This window comes from Collinsella sp. SGI.241 (assembly GCF_050312955.1).
In the GTDB taxonomy this organism is placed as follows: Bacteria; Actinomycetota; Coriobacteriia; order Coriobacteriales; family Coriobacteriaceae; genus Collinsella.
In genome coordinates this window covers 211,641-235,849 of record NZ_JBNPKM010000001.1, presented here as the reverse complement: position 1 = coordinate 235,849, position 24,209 = coordinate 211,641, and the positions used below count along the sequence as shown (strand labels likewise).

At 60.6% G+C, this 24,209-nt stretch carries 20 protein-coding genes and 1 riboswitch; of the genes, 1 reads left to right on the top strand and 19 read right to left on the bottom strand.

What is annotated here, in order from left to right; genetic code table 11:
* Positions 1 to 180: 180 nt before the first annotated feature.
* The 12 genes from ACQQ92_RS00980 to ACQQ92_RS00925 form a co-directional block, all read right to left on the bottom strand.
* Positions 181 to 1,464, bottom strand: coding sequence for an aminotransferase class III-fold pyridoxal phosphate-dependent enzyme (locus ACQQ92_RS00980; protein ID WP_427795562.1), 1,284 nt, complete (start codon positions 1,462 to 1,464; stop codon positions 181 to 183).
* Positions 1,465 to 1,532: 68 nt separating this feature from the next.
* Complete coding sequence (gene argB, locus ACQQ92_RS00975; RefSeq protein ID WP_427718310.1) at positions 1,533 to 2,513, bottom strand: acetylglutamate kinase; 981 nt, start codon at positions 2,511 to 2,513, stop codon at positions 1,533 to 1,535.
* Between the two features lie 81 nt (positions 2,514 to 2,594).
* Complete coding sequence (gene argJ / locus ACQQ92_RS00970) at positions 2,595 to 3,863, bottom strand: bifunctional glutamate N-acetyltransferase/amino-acid acetyltransferase ArgJ (RefSeq protein WP_427795561.1); 1,269 nt, start codon at positions 3,861 to 3,863, stop codon at positions 2,595 to 2,597.
* Between the two features lie 134 nt (positions 3,864 to 3,997).
* Positions 3,998 to 5,068: an N-acetyl-gamma-glutamyl-phosphate reductase gene (gene argC / locus ACQQ92_RS00965; protein ID WP_427795080.1), complete on the bottom strand. Its 1,071-nt coding sequence runs from the start codon at positions 5,066 to 5,068 to the stop codon at positions 3,998 to 4,000.
* Positions 5,069 to 5,332: 264 nt separating this feature from the next.
* Positions 5,333 to 5,743: a pyridoxamine 5'-phosphate oxidase family protein gene (locus ACQQ92_RS00960; RefSeq protein WP_427718303.1), complete on the bottom strand. Its 411-nt coding sequence runs from the start codon at positions 5,741 to 5,743 to the stop codon at positions 5,333 to 5,335.
* Between the two features lie 54 nt (positions 5,744 to 5,797).
* Positions 5,798 to 6,244: a pyridoxamine 5'-phosphate oxidase family protein gene (locus tag ACQQ92_RS00955; RefSeq protein ID WP_427726998.1), complete on the bottom strand. Its 447-nt coding sequence runs from the start codon at positions 6,242 to 6,244 to the stop codon at positions 5,798 to 5,800.
* Positions 6,245 to 6,274: 30 nt separating this feature from the next.
* Positions 6,275 to 7,075 (bottom strand): energy-coupling factor transporter transmembrane component T family protein, encoded by an 801-nt coding sequence (locus tag ACQQ92_RS00950; RefSeq protein WP_427793609.1) that lies wholly within the window; start codon positions 7,073 to 7,075, stop codon positions 6,275 to 6,277.
* Complete coding sequence (locus ACQQ92_RS00945; protein ID WP_427795081.1) at positions 7,075 to 8,979, bottom strand: energy-coupling factor transporter ATPase; 1,905 nt, start codon at positions 8,977 to 8,979, stop codon at positions 7,075 to 7,077. The genes ACQQ92_RS00950 and ACQQ92_RS00945 overlap by 1 nt, the downstream gene beginning before the upstream one ends.
* Positions 8,976 to 9,566: an ECF transporter S component gene (locus ACQQ92_RS00940; protein ID WP_427793611.1), complete on the bottom strand. Its 591-nt coding sequence runs from the start codon at positions 9,564 to 9,566 to the stop codon at positions 8,976 to 8,978. The genes ACQQ92_RS00945 and ACQQ92_RS00940 overlap by 4 nt, the downstream gene beginning before the upstream one ends.
* Positions 9,567 to 9,571: 5 nt before the next feature.
* Positions 9,572 to 9,764: riboswitch (FMN riboswitch) on the bottom strand.
* Between the two features lie 368 nt (positions 9,765 to 10,132).
* A complete protein-coding gene (gene groL, locus ACQQ92_RS00935; protein ID WP_154514811.1) occupies positions 10,133 to 11,770 on the bottom strand; it encodes a chaperonin GroEL in 1,638 nt (545 codons plus the stop codon).
* A gap of 96 nt (positions 11,771 to 11,866) precedes the next feature.
* Positions 11,867 to 12,160 (bottom strand): co-chaperone GroES, encoded by a 294-nt coding sequence (gene groES, locus ACQQ92_RS00930; protein WP_427718293.1) that lies wholly within the window; start codon positions 12,158 to 12,160, stop codon positions 11,867 to 11,869.
* A 921-nt stretch (positions 12,161 to 13,081) separates the two neighbouring features.
* Positions 13,082 to 14,725: an amidohydrolase gene (locus ACQQ92_RS00925; RefSeq protein WP_427795560.1), complete on the bottom strand. Its 1,644-nt coding sequence runs from the start codon at positions 14,723 to 14,725 to the stop codon at positions 13,082 to 13,084.
* Positions 14,726 to 15,029: 304 nt separating this feature from the next.
* Between ACQQ92_RS00925 and ACQQ92_RS00920 the strand changes: the two genes are divergently transcribed.
* Complete coding sequence (locus ACQQ92_RS00920; RefSeq protein ID WP_427795559.1) at positions 15,030 to 16,493, top strand: M20 family metallopeptidase; 1,464 nt, start codon at positions 15,030 to 15,032, stop codon at positions 16,491 to 16,493.
* A 140-nt stretch (positions 16,494 to 16,633) separates the two neighbouring features.
* On the opposite strand, the gene ACQQ92_RS00915 is transcribed toward ACQQ92_RS00920, so the two are convergent.
* The 7 genes from ACQQ92_RS00915 to ACQQ92_RS00885 form a co-directional block, all read right to left on the bottom strand.
* Complete coding sequence (locus ACQQ92_RS00915) at positions 16,634 to 17,899, bottom strand: zinc-ribbon domain-containing protein (RefSeq protein WP_427728026.1); 1,266 nt, start codon at positions 17,897 to 17,899, stop codon at positions 16,634 to 16,636.
* 150 nt (positions 17,900 to 18,049) lie between these two features.
* Entirely contained in the window at positions 18,050 to 19,072 is a 1,023-nt protein-coding gene (locus ACQQ92_RS00910; protein ID WP_427718279.1) for a YitT family protein, read from the bottom strand.
* A 207-nt stretch (positions 19,073 to 19,279) separates the two neighbouring features.
* Complete coding sequence (locus ACQQ92_RS00905; RefSeq protein ID WP_427795558.1) at positions 19,280 to 19,801, bottom strand: Asp23/Gls24 family envelope stress response protein; 522 nt, start codon at positions 19,799 to 19,801, stop codon at positions 19,280 to 19,282.
* 44 nt (positions 19,802 to 19,845) lie between these two features.
* On the bottom strand, positions 19,846 to 20,223 hold the full coding sequence (locus ACQQ92_RS00900; protein ID WP_427795557.1) for a DUF2273 domain-containing protein: 378 nt from the start codon (positions 20,221 to 20,223) through the stop codon (positions 19,846 to 19,848).
* Complete coding sequence (locus ACQQ92_RS00895) at positions 20,216 to 20,761, bottom strand: hypothetical protein (protein WP_195838499.1); 546 nt, start codon at positions 20,759 to 20,761, stop codon at positions 20,216 to 20,218. Before ACQQ92_RS00895 ends, ACQQ92_RS00900 begins: the two co-directional genes overlap by 8 nt.
* Before the next feature lie 165 nt (positions 20,762 to 20,926).
* Positions 20,927 to 21,733 (bottom strand): YebC/PmpR family DNA-binding transcriptional regulator, encoded by an 807-nt coding sequence (locus ACQQ92_RS00890; RefSeq protein WP_154514825.1) that lies wholly within the window; start codon positions 21,731 to 21,733, stop codon positions 20,927 to 20,929.
* A gap of 165 nt (positions 21,734 to 21,898) precedes the next feature.
* Positions 21,899 to 24,082: a DUF6020 family protein gene (locus ACQQ92_RS00885; protein ID WP_427795556.1), complete on the bottom strand. Its 2,184-nt coding sequence runs from the start codon at positions 24,080 to 24,082 to the stop codon at positions 21,899 to 21,901.
* Between the last annotated feature and the right edge of the window lie 127 nt (positions 24,083 to 24,209).

Here is a 24,209-nt window from a genome sequence, read left to right as displayed (position 1 = left end):
ATCTCTCATCGCCCACCACTTGATTGAAAAGGCTCCCAGCGATGGGGGCCTTTCTTTTTTGCACACGGCCTATCCCAGCCATGGCAAATCGATAGCAAAACGGGCTCCAGTTTGCCCAATCGTGCGCCAAACGGCACGTGACGGTCTGGAACCCGCTTCAAACTGCTATGTCTGATGGCGCTAAGCTAAAACACCCGCCAGGATCTCGATTAGGCTGTCCACATCGGCTTCCTCGCACACGAGCGGCGGCAGGAAGCGCAGTGTATGTGCACCTGTAGCGTTAATCACCGCACCAGCCACCAATGCGCGAGCCACAACGTCGTGCGCATCACCCGCAGCATCGTCCAAATCGCAGCCGAGCATTAGGCCGCGACCACGCACCTCGGTAACATGCGGCAGCTTGGCGAGCCTTGCCTCCATATAGGCACCCACCTTGGCGGCATGGTCTGCGTAGTCACCGCGCACAAGCGCGGAGAGCGTCGCGGCACACGCCGCGATGGCCAAGCAGCTGCCGCCGAAGGTCGAACCATGGTCGCCGGGCTTAAAGATGTCAGCGATTTCTTTCTTTGCCACCACGGCACCCATGGGCACGCCGTCGGCGATGCCCTTGGCAAGACTCATGATATCGGGCTCCACACCATAAGTCTGGAACGCGAACGGCTTGCCGGAGCGGAAAATACCACACTGGACCTCATCGGCGATAAGCACGGCACCCACCTCGTGTGCCAAGTCGCGCGCCGCCGCCATAAACTCCTCGGTCATGGGATGCACACCGCTTTCGCCCTGGATCGGCTCGAGCATCACAGCGCAAATCTCGCTTCCCAGCTGCTTAAAGATTGCACGCAGTTCATCTACATCGTTGGGCGTGCATGCCACAAAGCCACCCGGCAGCGGGCGGAAACTGTCCTGCAGCCAATCCTGCATGGTCGCGGCAATGGTCTCGAGCGTACGACCATGAAATCCGCCGCGCATACACACGATGGTGTTGCCACCGTTGCCGGCACGTTTGGCATACAGACGCGCGAGTTTCATAGACCCCTCGTTGGCCTCGGCACCGGAATTGGCAAAGAACGTCTCCCACACCTGCTCGCCCGCAGCCGGAGCGCCAAGCGCCGCCGCCGTGGTCTCGTCGCCAGCGGCAATCGCGTCGGCAAGCACGCGCGCACCGTCCGCATCGTCGTTGGCGAGCTTGGACAGCAACGCCGCGACCTGGCCGCGCTGCTCAATGTAGAAGTAGTTGGAGACATGCAGGAGCTTTTTGGCCTGGGCCTCGAGCGCCGAGAGCACCGCCGGGTTGCCGTGGCCTAGGCTGCATACGCCAATACCTGCAAGAAAATCGAGATATTCGCGACCGTCGTCGCCGGTGAGCTTCATGCCGTGGCCCTCGACAAACTCGACCGGCGAGCGGCCAAAGGTTTGCATAACGTAGTGGGATTCGAGCGATTGTTGAGCTGCAAGTGACATGAGATGCCTTTCGTTAAGCGCCAGGTGGCGCGGACTGTGGGTGTAACGGTGTGACGATTTCTAACCAGCTAGACCGTCTGGAGCTTCTCGACCTCGTCGAGGTTCTCGGTCAGGCGCGCCGCAAAGGTCGAAAGCGGGTGCGGGTGCGTATCAAATTCGTAGGCCGTCTCGGTAGAGTGGATCACGGTGCCGACGCCGGCATCGGTCAGCAGCTCCAGGAGCAGCGAATGCGGCGTGGTACCGTTAATGATGTGAGCGCGAAATACGCCGCCGACAAGCGCATCGACGGCCGCGCGCAGTTTGGGAATCATGCCCTTATCGACCTCGCCACCGTAGAGCATCTCATTAACCTCGTCGAGCGTTAGGTTGGAGATGAGCGAGTCTTTATCGCTAAAGTCCTTGTACAGGCCGTCGACGTCGGTCAAAAAGATCGCCTTGTGCGCGTGGAGCGCCGCCGCAACGGCACCGGCGGCGGTGTCGGCGTTGATATTGAAGAAGCCACCGTCCTCCCCCGCCGCGACGGTAGCGATGACGGGAATATACTCGCTATCGAGCAAGTTCTCGATGTAGTCGGTGTTGACATGCGTCACTTTGCCCACGCGTCCGAGCTCGGGGTCGAGCGGCTCGGCGATGAGCGTGCCGGCGTCGCTGCCCGATACGCCCACGGCCAAGTTACCGTGGTGGTTGATTGCCGCCACCAGCTCTTGGTTAACCTTGCCGCCCAGCACCTCGCGCACGATATCCATGGTCGCCGGCGTGGTCACGCGCTGACCGTTCTTAAACTCGACGGGCATATCGTAATGGCTCAGCGCCTCGTTGATGGCTTTACCGCCGCCATGCACGATGACGGGGCGCATGCCGATAATCTTGAGCAAAACGATGTCGCTCATCACGTCGCGACGTAGTTGCTCGTCTACCATGGCGGCCCCGCCATACTTGATAACGACCGTCTTGCCGGTCAGGTTTTTAATCCACGGCAGCGCTTCGAACAGCAGCTGCGCAGTTGCTTCGTTGGATTCGCTCGAACGACAATCGCGTGCGAATTTCATAATCTGCCTCGTCTTTCGTATCGTTATCGCGCTGTGCTCCGCTGCCCGCAATCGCGGCGAGATGCGCAGCGTGCCTGGAGTCTAGGAGCGGTAGTCACCATTGATTGAGATGTACTCGTGCGTGAGGTCACAGGTCCACACGGTCGTTGCCGCGTCGCCTGCGCCCAGGTCGGCCGAAATCACGATCTCGGGCGCCTCAAAACGTCGCAGGGCCTCGTCCTCGTCAAAAGGAACAGTCAGGCCATCGCGGCAGACGGGCATGCCCATCATGTCGATGGAAACGTCTTCCTGATTAAACTTTACGCCGCACTTGCCGAGCGCCATGGCAACGCGACCCCAATTGCAGTCGTGGCCAGCGATGCAGGTCTTGACGAGCGGCGAGTTGGCGACGGCACGGGCGGCGATATCGGCTTCCTCGTCGTTGGCGGCGCCGGTGACGTTAACCGTCACGAGCTTTGACGCACCCTCGCCATCGGCCGCGATGTTACGTGCCAGGCTCTCGCACACCTCGTGCACGGCAAAGGCCAGCTCGTCAAAGGCGTCAGTGCCCTCGACGATGGCCTCGGCATCCGCGGCGGCAGCGCCAGAAGCCAGCATGATACAGGTGTCGTTGGTCGAGGTATCGGAATCGACCGTCACTTTATTAAAGGTCTGTGTAACGGTCGAGAGCAGTAGGGTGTGGAGCGCCGCCGACTCGACGGGGGCATCGGTAGTAATGACCGCGATCATGGTGGCCATATTGGGCATGATCATGCCCGATCCCTTGCACATGCCGCCCACCGTATAAGCGTTGCCCACATGGCCCACAGCCTCACTGCGGTAGCGAACGGCATACTCCTTGGGATGCGTATCGGTCGTCATGATGGCACGGGCTGCATCGGCGCCGCCATGGGCAGAGAGTGCCTCGTAGGCGGACGGAATTGCCGTCTCAAACGTGTCGATCGGCAGAATCTGTCCGATCACGCCCGTGGAGGCAACTAAAATCTGTTGGGGTTCACAGCCAATGACCTGCGAGGCGATGTTGCACGTCTCGCGCGCACAGGCAAGGCCGGTCTCGCCCGTGGCGGCGTTCGCGTTGCCGGAGTTGATTGAAACACCGGCGATGATGCCATAGCCCTTGTCCGTACCGCCCAGGTTGGCACGGCTCACCTGCACGGGCGCCGCACAAAAGCGGTTAGTCGTAAACACGCCGGCGCCGGGACAGGGTTTATCGGGCACAACGAGCGCGTAATCCAGGCGCTCGGGATTCTTGCGGAATCCGGCATGGATGCCCGCCGCCTTAAAGCCGGCTGCCGCCGTTACGCCGCCCTCTACGGCGTGAATCTTGATATCGAACTGCTCAGCATTCATCGTCTTTACGACTCCTTATGTCAAACAAAAAATGGGCATCGGTTGATGCGCCATGCCAGCCACAATCATGAGACCAGCTTAAAAGTGGCGCCAAACTCGATACCCGACTACCAAATCGTTAATAATCGAATGTGCTACACCGGGCACGCCACTGTGGGCAAGCCTCGTCGCTCGTCAAAACCAAAGACGATGTTGGCGCACTGGACCGCCTGGCCCGCAGCGCCCTTGCACAAATTGTCGATGGCGCCCGTCGCCACCAGCACGCCCGCACGTTTGTTGAGTGCAAGGCCGATCTGGGCGGCATTGGTACCGACAACCGAAGCCGTCTTGGGTTGCTGGCCGGCATCGAGCACGCGCACAAAGGTACGACCGGCGTAGAACTTCTTGTAATGGTCGACGGCATCCTCAAGAGTCAGCGCTTCGAGAGCCTGCGTTGCGAGCGGCAGCGTCACCGTAGAGAGCAGGCCGCGCTTGAGCGGTGCCAGGTGCGGAGTAAAGACGACGCGATCGGTAAGGCCCAGAATTTGCTCGATTTCTGGCGTATGGCGATGTTTTCCTACGCCATAGGCCTCCAGATTCTCGTCCGCGCTGCAAAAATGGGTGCGGGTGTTGCACGACTTACCGGCACCCGTCACGCCACTGATGGCGTCGACGACTACGGGGCCGCTCTGGGCCACCCAGCCCGCACGCACGGCAGGCGCGGCAGCAAGACTCGTTGCGGTGGGATAGCAACCGGCGCAGGCGACCAGTACGGGCTTGCCGTCGGCGTGGTCGGATGCAGCGGTCTCTAAGTCCTGGCAGAACAACTCGGGCAGACCGAAGGCACGTGTTTTAAGCAACTCGGGGCTCGTGTGCTCGGCGGCATACCATGTCTCAAAGACAGACGCGTCGCTCAGACGGTAATCGGCCGAAAGATCAAAGCAAGAGACACCCGATGCAAGCAGAGCGGGCACCTGTGCCATGGCAGCCGTGTGCGGCACGGCGAGAAAAACCGCATCGCAGCTCTTGAGTTCAGGGGCGTCATGCGTGGTGAAAACCAGATCGCTCACGCCAGCAAAGCTCGGATACACCGCGGACAGCAGCTGGCCGGCATCGGCGTTGGACGTAATGGCAACAAGTTCAAACTCGGGATGGCCGAGCACGAGGCGAATAAGCTCGGCGCCGGCATATCCAGCCGCGCCGACGATTCCAACCTTTAAAGACATATCGGACTCCTTGTCTGCGGTCTTATGCGTCATTGCGCATTCCGCAGCTGTCGTTATGAGGTAGGTTGAAACTTTAGCACCCGAGAATGCATATTTACGCAAATAATTTGTGTCTTCATGCATTGAAACATACCCGACACATTCGCTTGAAGGAATTGACAAAAAAATAAGCGAGCTCTGCATTAGCCGCAGCGCATCATACTGCTGGCCAATGCGGAGCCCACCTTATACGGAATACCAAACTTAAGGGTCGCCCAGAGCAGCCTAGAGCTCGACCGGAACCCATTCGTCGTGATTGCAGATAAAAGCCTCGGGGTCCTCGACGCTAAAGAAGACGAGCGTGGGGTCGTTAGGCCCCTCATAGTGCTCGCTCAAGCGCTCAAGATGCTTCCACCCGGCCTCGCGCATTTCATCCGAAGCCCGGTCGTCCAGACCCGCACGCCCGCGCAGGATCAACCAACCATGGCCCGGCCACCAACTCGTGGCCTCAAAGCGCTGGTTTTGCAGCAGCTCTTGCCACACATCTTTGGTGCGCGCCGTTACAAACCACAGCTTGCCGTCCTGAATCTGCGCAAACGAGAACGGACGCACATGCGGCTGCCCATCCACGCTCGTCGCTAGGTACCACGCCGGCACCGACGTCAGATACTCCAGCACCGTATTCAATCCGTCCACGTTTCCTCCTGTCATCTGACCAGTCTTTTTGGAATGGGCAGCTAATTTGGGAAATTAAAGCTCGAGGAGCTCTTCGCTGCCGTCGATATCGCAGAACCGCGCGGCGATGTTGCGGACCGAGAAGAACGCAAGGCGGCCATCGTTGGCACTATCGTGTTGCTCGCCAATGCCCACCATATGCTTAAAGCCCGTCTGGCGCACCTTGTCACTCACGAATGCATCGTCCTCGAGTGCGGCCTCGCCAGTTAACACGATCCAGCACTCCCCCGGCTTCCAGCCCGATACCTCAAACTTGGGATTCTTGCTCAACTCCGCCCACACGTCCTTGTCGCGCGACGTGCAAAACCACAGCTTGTCGTTATCGACCATGGCAAACGAAAACGGCCTCACGCGGGGCTGATGCCCGTCGTTTGCATCGGTCGTGGCAAGATACCACGCCGGAATGCGCCTGAGATACGAGCAGACGCGCTCGAGCTGAGCCATGCGATCGATGTCGGTCATAGAGACCCCTTTCTTGCGCTCGAATCGAGCTTAGACGAGTTGGAGATTGATAACGACAACGCATGCCACCAGCAGCGCCATCGCCACCGCGGCCAGTGCATCCCCGCGGCCAAACGTAAGCGCATGCAGACGCGTGCGTCCCCGCTCGCCGTGATAGCAGCGCGCATCCATGGCGGCCGAAAGCGTCTCGGCATGACGGAACACGCCAGCAAACAGCGGAATCGCCACACTGCCGAGCATGCGCACGCCACCGAGCGGACCGCCCGTCACGCGCGCGCCACGGCTTGCCTGTGCATCGGCCGTCTGTTTCATCTCGGTGGCAAATTGTGGCATAAACCGCAGTGCGATACCCATAATCATGCCGAGCTCGTGCGCCGGAAGCCCCACACGCGCGAATGGTGCGAGCAGGCGCTCAAAACCCGCGGTGAGGTCGAGCGTCGGCGTGGTGAGCGTAATGGCGCTCATGCCGGCCATCATCATCGTCAGGCGACACGCCATAAACGTCGCAGAACGCAGCGAGCCCTCGCTCACCTGCAAAAAGCCAAACTGCCACAGGATGCGGCCACTCTGATCGGAAAACAGGTTGAGCACCGCGACCACCACGACAATCGCCAGCAGTGGTGCCATCGACGATAGGACCCGACGCAACGGAACCCGGGCCGCGACATAGACCAGCACGACAAAAATTGCGATCGGAACCAGCCCGCGGAAGCTGCCGACGGTGAGCGCAGTGATCAGAAATGCGAAACCTAGGAGCAACTTAGTGCGCGGATCCAGGCGATGCAGCGCGCTTTCCCCCGGATAGTAGCTGCCAAATGAGAATGCCTCCATTAGCAGCCCTCCTCTTGCGTGGCCATCTTGGAACCAGCCTGACGCGACGCCCTCAAAGGTCCGTCCGCGCAGCCTAGCAGCATGCCGGCCAACTCGTCGGCCAGCGCCTCAACCGTAAAAAGCTTGTCGCAGCGGAGCGGCACACCGGCTTGCACGAGCGACAATGCCATGCGCTGTGCAGCGGGAACGCCCAAACCGATCGATTTGAGCTCGTTCGCGTGCGCAAAAACCTGTGCGGGCGTTCCATCGGCAAACACCGCGCCCTCGTTCATCACAACGATACGGTCACAACAATTTGCCAGGTCATCCATGCTGTGCGAAACCATGACAACAGTCAGGCCCTCACGATGGAGCCGATCGATAAGCTCCAGGAAATCCCTGCGCGCAGCCGGATCGAGCCCCGCCATGGGCTCGTCGAGCACCAGGACCTCGGGCTCCATGGCAAGCACGCCGGCAAACGCCACGCGGCGCTGCTGACCGCCCGAAAGCTCAAAGGGGCTCTTGTCGCCTATCGCGGCAAGGTCGAGGCCCACGCGCGCAAGCGATGTTGCGACACGGCGAACAACCTCGTCTTGCGGCAGGCCAAGGTTGCGCGGGCCAAACGCCACGTCCTGCGCCACGGTCTCGGCAAATAGCTGGCGCTCGGGATACTGAAACACCACGCCGACCTTGGCCTTAACCGCGGCGGCGCCTTTCTTGCTTGATAGGTCGAGCCCCAGTGCGCAAACGCTCCCCTCCTGTGGACGAATCAGCCCGTTGAGATGCTGAACCAGCGTTGATTTACCCGAGCCGGTATGACCCGCCAGGCCCAGAAACTCGCCGCGACGCACCGTCAGCGAAACATCACGTAGCGCCCAGGGGCTGTTTGGATCGTTGCCCCAAAGAGTCTGTTTGCCCGATGCGCCCACAGTGGTCGAGCGCTTGCGCCATCGGCGGCGCTCGCGGGCGCTCAGCGACCAACTATGCGAGAGGTGCGAAAACTCGATGACGGGCTCCGACGCGACCATCCCACCGGCTGCAGAGGATGCATGGTCAAGCACACGAGAATCGGATGCGGAAGGCCGCCCAGCGACGTCCGCCCCGCTCCGCTCAGCATAAACCTGTGCAATCTCGGCGACCATATCCGCCTCACGCACCTGCGCGCAAACGGGTACGCCCTTCGCGCGGAGTGCCCTACCTAGACAGCACGACGCCGGCATATCCAGGTTGAGCTGGGCAAGTTCGTCCGCCCGCGTCAAGATTTCCTCGGGCGTACCGAGCATGGCAACGCGCCCCGCCCGAAACACCGCGACACGATCGGCCTCGGCGGCCTCTTCCATAACGTGCGTAATCATCACGATGGTCATGCCGCGATCGTGCAACGCGCGGCAAACCTTCATAAGGCCCTTACGTCCACGCGGATCGAGCATCGAGGAAGCCTCGTCCAAAATGAGCACGCGCGGTTCCATGGCGAGCACGCCGGCAAGCGCCACGCGCTGCTTTTGGCCGCCCGAAAGTGCATGGGTCTCGTGGCGCTCAAAGCCCACCAGGCCCACACCCTTCAGCGCCTCGCGTACGCGCTGCGCAATTTGCGCCGATGGCACGCCAAGGTTTTCGGGACCAAACGCAACATCATCTTCGACAAGCGTTGCCACCAGCTGATCATCGGGATTCTGGAACACCATGCCCGCGGTCGAACGAATGTCGTAGACCAACTCGGGATCTGATGCATCCATGCCGTTGATACGCACCGTGCCTGCATCGGGCCGCAGCAGCGCATTCAGATGCTTGGCAAACGTCGACTTGCCCGACCCATTGCCGCCGAGGATGCAGAAAAACTCGCCATCCTCGATGTTCAGATCGATACCGTCGAGCGCCGGCGTGACACCGTCATAGCTAAAGGAAACTCCTCGACAATCAATCATGCGCGGCCTTTGACCTGGTTCTTTTTAGGCGTGATGAGGTTGGAGGCCGCCTTGTACACTGCAAGCGTGAGCACCGAGTTGAGCACGGTCTTGATAAGGTTGAACGGCAGCACGGCAGGAACCATGAGCGGAGCGATCGCATCGACCGAGCCATACCAGAACCATACGCCAATGGTAAGGTTTGCAACCATAGACAGTGCCGTAGCGGCAATGACGCCGAACACCAGGCCAATCACGGCACCCTTATAGGTATGCATCTTCTGGTAGACGATAGCCGCGGGCAGAATGTAGCCCAGCGTGGCAACCAGGTTCATAAGCGCACCGACCCAGTCACCCGTGGTGAGCGCGTGAATAACGATAGCCATAGCGGCAACAGCAGTACCGGCGCCGGGACCATACGCAAAACCGCACACCATCGCCGGCACCAGCGACGGGTCGTAGGTCAAAAACGGCGCCGAAGGAAGGATGGGCAGCTGCACGTACATAAACAGGGCGCCCAAGGCGCACATCAGCGCCATGGTAACGAGCTGTTTGGTGCTCCACCTATTCGTGTTCTCAAAATGGATATGCTGCGACTGTTCAGACATAAGATCACCTGCCTCTTTCATCCGGACTCTAACCGTTGGTACTGGGATCTCACCAGTTCAGCCGACATGCGAACCAACGCACGCACGGGTCGCGGACTCATCGGCTCGGACGCAGGCACCTCGCCTGCGCCACGGTGCCCCTCTGGCACCGTCCGATTTACCGCCAGTGGGGAATTTCACCCCGCCCTGAAACAGCAATTCCAAGTCTAGCACGGGCAGGCTTTCGCGCAAGCATGCCAAGGGTAATTTATAGTGGGGATCAGTTGCCGCAACAACCACGTTCCCCACCCATCCCACAGTAACGCGCCTTTCGCGCAAAGCGCGAAACAGCGTCCGGGATACGTATCCCCAACAACCATGTCCTTCTCCGCGAGCCGACCTCAAGGCCGTAAACGCAGGGAATCCGGGGGCGTGACGGGGTTTCTCTCCGGAACATTCCGCAGGACGCAAAGAGGCTCCGCAGCGCGAAGCGCGATGCGGAGCCTCTTTGCATGTCCGAGGACGTTCCGGAGAGAAACCCCGTCACGCCCCCGGATCCCCGGTGGGAGTTCTAGACCTTGTCGGCCTTAGTACATACCGCCGCCCTGCTGACCAGCGGTAGCAGCAGCGATAGCATCCTCAAGCTGAGTGTTCTTGGGCACATCGGAAACCGTGGCCTCGGTGATGAGGATCAGGCTGGCGACAGAAGCAGCGTTCTGCAGGGTGACGCGGCTGACCTTGACGGGGTCGAGGACGCCCATCTCGATCATGTCGCCCCACTCGCCGCTGGCAGAGTTGAGACCCTGGCCAGCGGGCAGCTCGGCGACCTTGTCGACCACGACAGCGCCCTCAAAGCCAGCGTTCTTGGCAATGGTTGCGACCGGAGCGGTCAGAGCCTTCTTGACGATGTCGACGCCGATCTTCTCCTCGGGGTCGTCGATCTCGACTGCATCGAGCGCAGGAACAGCGTCCATGAAGGCGACGCCGCCGCCAGCGACAATGCCCTCCTCGACAGCAGCGCGGGTTGCCTGCAGGGCGTCCTCGACGCGGTGCTTGATCTCCTTGAGCTCGGACTCGGTGGCAGCGCCGACCTTGATGACGGCAACGCCACCGGAGAGCTTGGCCAGGCGCTCCTGGAGCTTCTCGCGGTCGAAGTCAGAGGTGGTGTTCTCCATCTCGCCCTTGATCTGAGCAATACGGGCGTCGATGGCCTCCTTGGAGCCAGCGCCGCCGACGATGACGGTGTTGTCCTTGGAGATGGTGACGGACTTAGCGGTACCGAGCATATCGGCGGTGATGTCAGCGACCTTCACGCCCAGCTCGTCCAGAGCAGCCTGACCACCGGTGAGGACGGCGATGTCCTCGAGAATGCGCTTGCGGCGATCGCCGTAGCCCGGAGCCTTGACGGCGCAGACGTTGAGGGCGCCGCGGATCTTGTTGAGGACGAGGGTGGGCAGGGCCTCGCCGTCGATGTCCTCAGCGATGATGAGCAGGCCACGGCCAGCGCGCTGGACAGCCTCGAGAACAGGCATGATGTCCTGGACGCTGGAGATCTTCTGGTCGGTGATGAGGATGTACGGATCCTTCATCACGGCCTCCATGCGGTCGTTGTCCGTGACGAAGTAAGCGGAGACGTAGCCCTTATCGAACTGCATGCCCTCGACGGTGTCGATGGTGATGTCGAACGTCTGGGAATCCTCGACGGTGATGACGCCGTCCTTGCCCACGACTTCCATGGCCTCGGCGATCTTCTCGCCGACCTCGGGGTCACCGGCGGAGATGGTACCGACGGAAGCAATCTGCTCCTTGGTCTCGACCGGCTTGGCCTGCTTCTTCATCTCGGCGACGGCGGCGTTGACGGCCTTGTCGATGCCGCGACGGATGGCCAGCGGGTTGGCACCAGCGGCGACGTTGCGCAGGCCGTCGTTAACGATGGCCTGAGCGAGCAGGGTTGCGGTGGTGGTGCCGTCACCCACGGTGTCGTTGGTCTTGGTGGCGACCTCCTTCACCAGCTGGGCACCCATGTTCTCGATGTTGTCCTCGAGCTCGATCTCCTTGGCGACGGAAACGCCGTCGTTGGTGATGGTCGGGGCACCGAACGTGCGCTGCAGGGCGACATAGCGACCCTTGGGGCCCATGGTGACGGTAACGGCATCGGCCAGAGTGTTGACGCCCTTGGCGAGCTTAGCGCGGGCATCGGTATTGAACGTAATGTTCTTTGCCATGGTAGGTAATCCTCCAAAAGAAATGTGACTCACGTCGCCGCTTCCGAGTCCTATGCGGCGACCGCGTTCAAAGACGAATCAGAGAGCCTGATGAGACTAGGCCTCGACGACGGCGTAAATGTCGTCGGCGCGCATCAGCAGATACTTCTCGCCGTCGACCTTGACCTCGTTGCCACCGAACTTGCCGTAGATGACAACGTCGCCTTCCTTGACGTCCATGGGGATGCGCTCACCCTTGTCGTTGACCTTGCCAGCGCCAACGGCAACGACGGTGCCGCGCTGCGGCTTCTCCTGAGCGTTGCTGGCGATATACAGACCAGAAGCGGTCTTCTGCTCGGCCTCGTCGGGCTTGACCAGAACACGATCTGCAAGCGGTTTCAAAGACGACATGCTTGTCTCCTCCTTTTTGGGCCGCGTGGTTATGCCACGCGAATTAACCCTATTTGTTTGCGTACGCGTTGAATGGTACCCACGAATGGCGGGTTATACAACACAGAGTCAAAAAATCTTATTTTTTGGCACTTAGATTTTCTGAATGCCGGGGGGATAACTTGTGCGCAGCTCCCGTGTGGCGCCGGAGGGGCGGGGCATAAGGTTTCCTGCTCGGGCAGTCCTGCTCGCACGAAGGCCACATTACGTGGCCTTCGGCTCGTGCGGAACTCGCGATAAACCTTATGCCCCGCCCCTCCGGCGCCACACGGGAGCCAAGTTAACTAGTTCGGGCGCGGCATTCAGAAACGTCAGTGCAGCAAAATGGCGATGCGGATAGGAACATGGGCATGGCTTTCGCTGCACGCACGGGTCCCCTGGGGAGCACCGTGCATTTTTGGGAGTATTCAGCAGACCAGGATGGCTGTATACGCGCCAGACACATCTTATTGGTCCCAAGGACGCCTTCGACCGGCGATTTGGGTCGGCAGGCAGACCCCATCAGGGCATAAAGGCATGCCTCGTGCCTGCCCGGACGCCAAAATGACGTCAATCCCCATGACATTACCCGACCGCAACGGCGCCGGCAGAGCTCGCAGTGCTGAATACTCCGTTTTTTGCACGGCCCAGGCGGGGGTACATCAGGGCCAGAAAGAACATCCCAACCTTTTTATGCAATCTGTAATGGGAAGTATGCAAAACACCATGAGGCAGTATTGCAAATGTCCAATTTGAACGCGCGGGGCAGCAGCGCCTCCACCCCACGCACAAATCCGGCAGAGCAGGGACGCTCATAACGAGTCCCCACCGATATGCAGACGTCGCTCGAGCGCCATCCCAAAATAAGTCACCCGGGCCGCGTTTAACGACACGGCATGAGCATCAGCGCTCGTAGATTACGTTACCTGCCAGGTAGGTGGCCTGAACGTTGGTGGCCTGAAGCTCTTGGGGGTCAACAGTGAGCGGGTTTTGGTCCAGGACTACCAGGTCAGCATACTTGCCGGGCTCCAAACTGCCGAGGTTTTGCTCGTCGCCTGCCGCATAGGCGCTGCCCAAGGTGTAGTTGCGCAAAGCCGTTGCCGCGTCGATGCGCTCGCTCGGCAACCAGCCGCCCTCGGGCCAGTGGCTTTTGGGGTCCTGGCGTGTGATAGCCGTGTAGAGCACATCCATGCTGGTAACGGGCGTGATGGGGCTGTCGGTACCGAAGGCTTGGCGAATGCCGCGCTGCTTATAGGTTGCGAACGGCCACATGATGCGGCTGCGCTCCAAGCCCAAATCGCGCTCCGGTCCACCCGGGTCGAGCGTAATATGGCAGGGCTGGCTCGAGGCGACCACGTTGAGCTTGCGCAGGCGGTCTATGTCCTCGGGCAGGAGGTTCTCCAGGTGCTCGAGCGTGTTGTGGCCGTGCTGGGGCAGGCCGTACAGACCGGCGGCTTCCTCGAAGATATCCAGCGCGGCATGAATCGCACCGTCGCCGATAACGTGGATGCGCACGGCGCGGCCGCGCTCCGCAGCCGCCAGAACCAGCTTGCGCATGCGCTCGGCGGAAACCGTCAGACGGCCTTGGTCGCCCGGGAAGCGCGGATTGGTATAGGGCTCGGTGAGATATGCCGTATGTTCGCTCGACACGCCGTCAAAGAACTGCTTAAAGCCCGGCGCCGAAAGCAGTGCGTTGTTCGCGTAACGTGCCTGCAGCTCTTCTAGACGCGACTGGTCATCCAGCAGCGTGGGGAACAGATGGGCACGAATGCCCAGCTTGCCGGCTGTCTGCAGTTTGTCGTAGACGTCGTCGCGGATAAAATCGCAGCCCGGCATGGGCATGAGCGACATGTCGCAGATAGAGGTGATGCCCTGCTCGGCCATGCGCCTCATTTGATCGGCGTAAGCGCTTGCGATGCGATCTTCGCCCAGCCACTCAAGGCAGCGCGGCAACAGCTGCATGGCGGCCGCCTCGTGAGCAATGCCCGTGAGCTCACCGTTTGCGTCCTTGTCGTAGCTGCCGCCCGCTGGCGGCTCGCTATCGCGCGTGACGCCGAGCGCCTCGAGAGCGCGACTGTTGAGCCACAGCGTGTGGCCGTCGCCCGAGTACATAACGCAGGGACGATCGGGAAATACCGCATCGAGCGACGCCTTGGTAGGATGCTCGGGCGGGTCCCAACGGTAGTCGCGCCAGCCCTGCGTCACAACCCAAGCGTCGTCGGGCAGATCCTGGGAAAACTCGAGCACGTGCTGCACCAGCGCCACCTCGGACGTGCCCCCATCCATGAGCATATACGGCGAGGAACCGACCGAGGTATGAAAGAAGTGCAGATGAGCGTCATGGAAACCGGGGCAGACAAACTGCTCGCCGTAGTCGATAACCGGCGTGGCGGCAGGCGCGGCGGCGATCACGTCATCGGGCTTGCCGACTGCGACGATACGGTCGCCTGCGAAGGCAATCGCCAGCTCACGGGCGGTATCGATGCCGTCTTGCGAGGTAAAGACGTTCTTAGAGCGGATAATCCGATCGATATGTTGCATGGGCATCCCCATCTCTGGCAGGAAATTCAACACCCCCGAGTTTACTCCACCGCCACAGCTGCAAAACGTCAAGCGGTAAACGGCACCTTTCCCAACCCCAACGGCCTCGCCTGCCCCTTGGGGACGGGGTAGAAATGGTAGATTTCAAGCTTGAAAGCCGCATCCAAAGCTGCGTGCATAAGCAATTTGGACCTGTCAAGGTTACGGAGGTATCCATTTCTACCATTTCTGCCCCGTCCCCAAGTGGCAGGTGGCATACTGGAAAGAGCCTGTACGATTTTGCGATAAACCAGCAAGGAGCAAATCGACCATGACGAAGACCAAGGCACAGCAGATTATGGCAGCGACCGAGGCCCGCGCGGCTGATGACGTCACCGCAGCCATCCAAGATATCGCCGCCGAGTTTGAGCCCTACATCATCAAGCAGCGCCGGCACTTCCATAAGCACCCGGAGCTGAGCCTCGCCGAAGAGCGCACGACTTCTGACATCGCCAACCAGCTCGACGCCATGAATATCCCCTACGAGCGCCCGCTTAAGACGGGCCTGGTGGCGACCCTTCGCGGCACCGCACCCGACGCCTACCGCGAGGACGGCACGCCGCGCCGCCGCATCCTGCTGCGCGCGGATATCGACGCCCTACCCGTCACCGAGCAGACCGGCGAGGAGTTCGCCAGCGTCAACGAGGGCTGCATGCACGCCTGCGGCCACGACTGCCACATTGCCATGATGCTCGGCACGCTGCAGATCCTGCGCCATATGACCGACGACATCCACGGCGAGGTCCGCATCGTCTTCCAACCCAGTGAGGAAAACGGCCAAGGCGCCAAACTCATGATCGGCACGGGTGTGCTCGACGGCGTCGATGGCGCCTACGCCGCACACATCTGGAGTGAGGTCGACGCCGGCACCGTAAGCTGCGAGCCCGGTCCGCGCATGGCCAATACCGACTGGTTCCGCATTGATGTCCGCGGCACCTCGTGCCACGGCGCCATGCCCCAGCGCGGCCACGACGCCGTCATGGTGGCGGCCGAGATCGTCAACGCCCTGCAGACCATCGTTTCGCGCGAGATCAGCCCCTACGAGCCGGCCGTCATTACCGTCGGCGAGCTGCACGGCGGCACCGCGCGCAACGTTATCGCCGGTACCGCCTACCTCGCCGGCACGGTGCGCACCTATGGCGATTCGACGCACGAGGAAATGCCCGAGCTCATGCGCCGCATCGTAGAGCACACTGCGGCGGCCCTGGGCGCCGAGGCTGAACTTACCGACTACACCATCGCCAACTACAAGGTCGAAAACGACGTCGCCTCGAGTGAGCGTTGTCGTCAGGCCGTGGTCAAGTGTCTGGGTGCAGCCGGCGAAGGCCATTATCGCGGCACGCTTTCGGGCGAGGATTTTTCGGAGTACCTGCGCCGTGTACCGGGTGTGCTTGCCTTTGTGGGCACGCGCAACCCCAAGATTGGCGCCACGTACGCCCAACATTCCTGCTTCTACAAGATCGACGAGACCGTGCTGGCTCAGGGCTCCATGGTGGCCGCTCAGTATGCTATCGACTTTTTGGCCGAGCCCACGCAAGAGGAGCTCGACGGCCCCGCTATCGCCGCGGTTGCCGAGACCAATCCCGATCTGGCAGCCAAGTTACGCTCTGCCAAGGCAACGGCCGCCGAGGCCCGCGACGCCATGCACGACGCCCGCACCGCTCGCCATGCCGCGATCAAGGGCATCCACGAAGCTCGCGCCGCCGCTCGTCACGAGGAGAAGCACAACGAGTAGTCGAATCGCGGCCATCTCGCAGCCGTAGCCACATCGCGATGTCAAAGCGGGGGCGGACGTTTCGACACGTCCGCCCCCGCTCATTCGTCAAGCACTATTTCTACCATTTCTACCCCGTCCCCAAATGGCAGGTGACAGGGCTACTCGTCTTGCGGGTCCTCGTCGGAGCTTGGCGCGGGTTCCGTCTCGGGCGCGGGTTCCGTCTCGGGCTCGGGCTCCGTCGTGGGCTCGGACTCCGGCGCAGATCCCGGGACAGACTCAGGCTCGGGCTCAGGCGCGACATCCGGAGCGCTGTAACCCGAAGGAGCGGACTTCTTCTCGAAGGGCAATACAAACGTCAGGACGTCGTCCTTATCCTCGTCGGCCCACTCGCTTGCATAACGTGCGACCCAATAGCCAACGGCACGGTGCTTGAGCATCTTGCCAAAGACCGTTAGAAATACGGTGACGAAAGCGATCAGCACCAGGAACAGCACGAGTGAGATGCCACCGCCGCTAACAATTGCCTCAATACCCGTAGGACGATAGTAGTAGCTATACATACCGACAGAGGCAATGGCGCCAAAGACCGCCGTCAAGATCCATGTGACAACGTTGGCGACCAGGCCCGTCAAAAACTCGGGAAGGAATGAAGCGCAGAACAGCTTGGTCTTATTGTTCTTAAAGGCCGCCCAGACCTTGTCGAGCGAAAACGCGCTCTCGACGCGACCGGTCACCGCAAAGTGCATCACGGCGATATCGGCGAACATCTTAAAGAAGACTCCCAGGACCGCCGTGGCAATCATAGCCAGGACAAGCAGGCCAAGCGAGCCAAACAGCGCAGTCTCGAGCGCAGAAGAGCCGTAATACGAATACGAGCCCGCCGCGCCAATTACCACGCTCTCCACCAGCGAAAGCACTACACCAATAACGGGAATGGCAGCGATAATCTCGAGCACGACCGAAATAACGCTCGAAAAGACCCCGAGGCCAAACGATGTGGAACGCATCAACGGACGATCCATGCCGTCATCGATCTTAAGCGACAGGTCGCGACCCCACTCGATGCCAAAGCCCGAACCGCACACACTCGCCACGCAGGCGGCCAAAAAGCCGATGGCAGCTGCAATACCGCCGATAACGGGAATGAACAGCACGAGCACCGACACGACACAGATAAGCGCCGGCAAAAAAGCAATCTGGCACACGCGCTGCAGCACGCCCGGAGTCTTGGTCATGTCTTGGAACGCCTGAGCCACACAGCCCTTTGGCGCATTCGCCACGGGCGGTTGCGGAACAAACTGCTGGGGCTGAGACTGTTCCTGGGGAGCGGGGCCGGCGGCCTTGACCACGGTATTAGGGGCACCGCACACGCCGCAGAACTTGTCGTTATCGCCCATGGGGGCGCCACACTGCGAACAGAACATCGAAATCATCCCTTCGTATCTAGAGTGAATCACCTGGATCGCAAACGACGTCTTTGGCAACATTATCGCGCAATGTGGGGACAAATACCCCAAGATGACCGGTTTGAAACGTAGGCGGCTTTATTCAATGGTTCGAAGGGTATATCCGCGCTAGTTCGTGCCGCGGAAGCCCTTGCCCACGATCTCGGAGCTGTCAACGATCGTGATAAACGCATCTGGATCGATATCGCGGGTATAGCGGCGCAGTTGCACTGCTTCGCGACGGCTCAGCACGCTCATGATCACCGTCACGCAATTGCCCGAGAAGGCACCGTAGCCGCGGCTGATCGTTGCCGTGCGGTTGAGATGCTTGACGATAAACTCCTCGACTTTGCGTGGCTCGGCGCAAATAATCGTACAGACCTTGCGCAAGTGAATGCTCTCGATGGCCTTGTCGACCACAAGCGTCTTGGCAAACAGGCCGAGCACGCAGTACAGGCCAACGCGCGGACCGTACAAAAAGGCCGCGATGGTCACGATGCCGATATCGACCAGTAGCAAGGCGCGTCCGATCTCGAGCGTCGTGCGACGCTTGAGGATCATGGCAAGGATATCGGTGCCGCCCGTTGAGGCGCCAATGTCAAAGACAATGGCACTGCCCAGCGCCGGCAAAATCACGGCAAAGCACAGATCGAGCCACATATCGCCCGTCATCGAAACATCCGTCGGAATGAAGAGCTCAAACAGCGAGACGTAGGCCGAAAGCGCAAACGAGGCAAAAACGCTCCAAAGGATTGCCTTGCGCTCCAAAAAGATAAAGCCCAAGACGACGAGAACCGCGTTGATAATCCACATAAAGACGCCGACGGGCAGCGTCGGGAACAGCGTGGAAAGAATGACCGACACGCCCGAGGTTCCGCCAAAAGCAAAATGATTAGGGGTTTTAAAGGCCACGATGGCGAACGCCGTGAGGATCAGGCCCAGATTGAGCTCGGCGAAAAAGCGCGGGAAGCCCGGCTCCTGGCTGCGCTTTTGACCGGCACGCTCGCCGCGCTCGATATCGGCGCGATCGACCACGCGCTCCATCGGCACCACGGGAGGACGATGCACCTCCTCGGCGGCACGCGATGCCGCCTCTGCCGCGGCGGCCTCAATCGCCCATGCCTTGCTTTCTGTTTCGTGCTCGTCGGCCATTACGGCAACCCCTCGTTAACGATTTGGAAACAATGCGCCCATTAGGGTAACGCGGTACGCGAAGATTGCAACCCTTAGTTAGACAAGCGGTATGACTACATCGAGGGCATATAGAAAACGGTCGACCGCACTTTTGCTTGCGCGATCGACCGTTTAGCGTTTTCGCAGGTAAAACCTATCGAAACAAACCTGTCCCTATTTGGTAGGTTACTCGTGCTGGCTGGTGCGGTGCTCGTACTCCTCGGGGGTGATGACATCCTCGATGCGCAGGTTGACGCCTGCCACCTCAAGGCCGGTCATCGCGGCCAGGCGCTCGGTCACGCGCGCCTTAACGTCGTCGAAAATCGCGGGTGCGTAGGCGCCGTACTCGATAATGACGGAAATGTTGACGACCACGCGGTTGTCATCGGTGACCTCGACCGTCACGCCCTTGGTCAGGTTCTCGGCACCAAACTGCTCCTGCACAAAGTGCATAAGGTTGCCCTTCATGCCCAGGACGTGCGGCACCTCGCGGGTGGCCATGGCGACGATCTTCTCGATCACACCGTTGGAATAGGTCAGCGAATCCTCGGACTCGTCCGCTTCCTCGTCATCCTCGTCCGCATCGTCGGCGGGCTCGGCCTCGACGAGCGCCCCGTCCTCGAGCGTTACGTCCTCAGCCTCGGCGGCGACGGTCTCGTCTGCCTCGAGCTCGGTATCGGCCACATCGACCTTCGTGCTAAAAGCCATGGTTCCTCCTTATGCCCACCGCACACGCGGCGGTCGAATACATACTAGCGGCCGCTAAACAGACGGCCGAAGAAGTTGACGATCCCGTTCTCGCCGTCACGGATCTGGCCAATCACGGCGCCGATCAGCACAAAGAATGCGATGACGAGTGTGTCCCACAGGCCGAGCGTGAGCACCAGCACGGCGAGCACAAAACCAGCGACGGCTCCGAGCGTGGTGTTGGGATGACGGACGGCATAGCTCCAGATGGCCGCCCCCGTACCCTTGATGAGACCCATGGCCTCGTCAAAGTCGTTGGCGGCGCTGTCGTGCTGCTCGCCGGCCTCGGGGGTGGTGTCGGCGGACTCGCTCGCCGGCGTAGCGTTCTGGTCGATCGTCAGGCGCGGGGTACGGACGGTCTTGTCTTGATTGGTATCACTCACCGGAAACCTCCACGGTCTGGACGGTAGTCTTGGACGGCAAAAAACGGACGCGCGCGGTCGTGCCCGGCGTGCCGAGCATGGTGTCGCAGGCCTCCTCGATACGTTGCTGCATCGCGGTTGCAAGGGAGGCCACGTCCCGGTCATCGAGCGCGATGGCGTCGACCTTAAAACGGACGAGCGATTCGTCGGAACCCTGCACGCGCGCCTCGACATGCTCGACCATCACACGGTCGTCGCGCTCTGCCGCAGCGCGAGCGCACGAGGAAAGCGCTGCGAGGGTGACCTCGATGTTGCGCTCCCCCGCCGGATGCACGCAGGACGGCTCGCGACGCGCGAACATCAGGCGGAAAAACCCGATGAGCACGCCAAGTGCCACGATGGCGGCGCACACCGTAACGACGACGCGAGGCATGGTGTCACGCAACAGCAGCATAAAGCGATACGTATACGGTCCCCAGAACTGGCAGACAAGCGTGCCCAGCGCCACGATGGCGGCGGCAAGGTACACGATTGCTAGGGCTCGTTTGAGTACGCGCACGCGCGCTCCCTTCAGGTTTCGGTCCACAGAATGCAAAACGATTCGCATCATTATAAAAGAGCCGGGTCCGGTGCCATACGCACGCGGATCCGGCTCATCTATTCCACGAGGCTTGTATGCTCGCTTCATTATGCCCAGATATGCACGGCTTAACCCGTGCAGGCGCTACTCCTCCTCGAGGGCAGCGATGACCTCGTCGGTCATGTCCATGGTGCTGTAAACATCCTGAACGTCGTCGAGCTCCTCGAGACGGTCGATAAGGCGCTGGACCTTCTTGGCATCGGCGCCGGAGACCTCGGTCGGGGTGGTCGGAACCATGGTGGTCTCGGAGCCCTTGACCTGGATGCCCTGCTCCTCGAGCGCCTTGGAAACAGCCATGACGTCGTTGGCGGCGGTCCAAACGATCCACTCCTCGCCGGCGTCCTCGTAGTCGTCGCCACCGGCCTCGGCGATAGCCATCATGAACTCTTCCTCGTCACCGGCAGCACCGTTGGCGATCATGGTCTCCTTCTTGGCGTTCTCGTCCAGGATCTCCTTGGCGACGACGATCTGGCCCTTGCGCTCAAACTGGAAGGCGACGGAGCCAGAGGTGCCCAGGTTGCCGCCAGCGTGGGAGAAGGCGGAACGGACATCGGCGGCGGTACGGTTGCGGTTATCGGTCAGGCAGTCGACGTAGACGGCAACGCCGGCGGGACCATAGCCCTCGTACACGATGTTCTCGTAGACGGCGGCATCGGCACCCGAACCGAAGGCCTTGTCGATAGCGGACTTGATCTTGTCCTTGGGCATGGACTGAGCCTTAGCCTTGGCAACGGCAGCGGCGAGGCTGGCGTTGTTCTCGGGCAGCGGGTCGCCGCCGAGACGGGCAGCAACGGTGATGTTGCGGCTCAGCTTGGAGAAGAGGGCGGAACGCTTGGCGTCCTGCGCGCCCTTACGATGCTTGGTTGTGGCCCACTTAGAGTGTCCGGACATACGTGTCTCCTATCGGTTTCGACCTAAAGCCCAGCGCAGATGCTCGGGCAATATAAACAAACGTCGTTATGATATACCTAGTGGCCTGCGAGATAAACCCCAAAATGAAGGCGTCGTGATGATGCAGCCCCTTGGTGCAAAGCAACCTGCCCCCTTTGCACCAAGTTAGAACCAGAGAAGGTCGCTGCGGGTGATGGTGGCGCCGATGGCGAAGGGCATGCAGGCGATGACTGGATACAGGTAGCGCATGTAGGTCGAGCCGTTGCAGGGACCGATCAGGCACACGGCGAGCACGCCCAGCAGCGGCACCCAAATGGCCAGCCCGCGCCACGAATGACGACGTAGCAGATAGACCACCACAGCGATCATGATCCACACATAGGTGGCCGAGCTCATGGTGAGCGAGATAAACGGGATGCGTTGTACTGCCACGCGATACAGGTTGATCAGGTGGTCGCACCAGCGCACAACCTTGCTATCGACCGGATGGAAGTCGAAGTACTTGAGGTTATCGGGCTTCGCCATGATCTCGGCACTGCGCGCCGTGCTGTAGACCCACGCATCGCGGGCACTCGGATAAAAGTAGCCGTAGTAGTTATTGATGAGCGCCGAGATATAGCACTCGGGATCCTTTTTGAACATCTGGGCCCACACCTCAAAATAGGCCTTGATGTCCTCCTGCGAGGCGTACTCGTTAAAACAGTTTTTTACGGCATCCGACTTGTCGGGGTTGTAACGGCGGCCCAGATTCTCGTACTTAAGCACCCGATCGATCGCAGCGCGTTCCTTATCGGTCACCAGACCGTCGCAGGGAGCTTCCTCAATCGTGCCGTCGTCTTTGACCTTGGGGTTAACGCCCGAATTAAGGCCGTCGTGCTTTTGGACGAAGCGCGCCGTCTGTTGAAACGGAATCGAGAGGATCTCGCGCTTGGAACCCGGCGTGATATCGTGCTCGGGCATAAAGACCTTGGTAAAGTACATGTTGGAGACAAGGCAGAGCACGAGCACCGCGAGAACGCCGGCCCAGCGGAAGCGCGGCGTGGCGCATGAGGGTGCGACGCCAGATTGTTTGACCACGCGACGGGCCACATGCGCGTCCCAGGCGCAAAACGCCGCCGCAATCACGCAGGCCGCCAACGGAAAGACCAGGCCGCCATTGCGCAAAAACGTGGAGCCTATGGCGCCCAGCACGAGCAACAGCCAGTCGTGGCGCGCAAAGAGCACAGGCGTGCGCTCGCCCGCGCGCTCGGCATTGACATCGCGACGGGGCAGGCCACATGCCACGAGCTTGACGGTCTGAACGAGCAGTACCAGAAACGCATCGGCAAACAGTACGTCTTTGGTCAGCAGCGCCGCGTAGTTGGAGAACATCGGCATAAACGCAAAGAACAGCAAGATGACGCCGCGGACCGGCAGGCTCACGCCCAGCTTGCGCAGCGACGATATGGAATAGGCCACGCAGGCGGCCGTGATGACAAATTGGGCGCAGGTGTAGATGGCAAGACCCGCATTGGCGCTATTGAATAGCGAAAGCCCCAGTTGCACACACGAGCCGATGATGGCCGTGTGCACCACCGGATGATGGCCGTTGAGCAGCACGTTGGGGTTAAGCAGGCGCAGGTAGTCGCTCGTGCCGTTGGGGTAGTTGAACCATTGGCGGATCTGCGCGCCCGTATCTCCCATAAAGAGGCCGGGCAGCGAGGCGATAAGCGTGGGCGCCCAGACAATCATGAGCACAAGAAACGGCCCAACAAAAGGATGGACCGAGAGCACGGCGTGGGTAACACGCCACACGCGGCCAAAATGCGCCTCCGAAAACGGAATGCGGCGGGAACTCAACCAATCCAAAAACTCAAAAGCCAGATAGAAGGACACAATCGCCAGAAGCATCCAGCCCGCGCCGCCAATCCAGGCGCAGATAACGCGCGCCTTGTCGCCCAGCACAATCTCGGCCGAATCGGTGAGGTCGTAACTGCGGCCGAACACCATGCAGACGGCAAAGAACAGCGATGGCAGCACGACCGAGGGGCGCCAAGCGTCACCGCGGCCAAAGAACACATAGCGAAACGGCAGCGTGAGCAGGCAGGCCAGCGCGAGCAGCATCACAGCGTCGGTATGGCCGGCAAATGAGAGGAGTACCTCGTAGCACACGTAAAGCATGCCCGTCGCCTTTGGATCGATCGCCAGGACCGCGTTGCTCGACACCGGGGCGGGATCGATGGAAAACGCCGTAGTCGCCAGCAGGGCGAGCAAAAATGCGACGAGCGTCTGCTTGGCGGGATAGCGCTTAAACCAAACGATGCGGGCGGCGTCGCGCGCAGCCGTTGTGGAGAGATCGGAATCCTTCACAGTCCGAAAAGCCTTTCTAGAAACCTGCCAAAAAGGGACAGGTTTATTTTGGCAGGTTTTATCTGGGGAAACGTTACGGTTCTGTCATCGTTGCCTGGCAAAACCGCCACAAAGGCGCCTGTCCCCT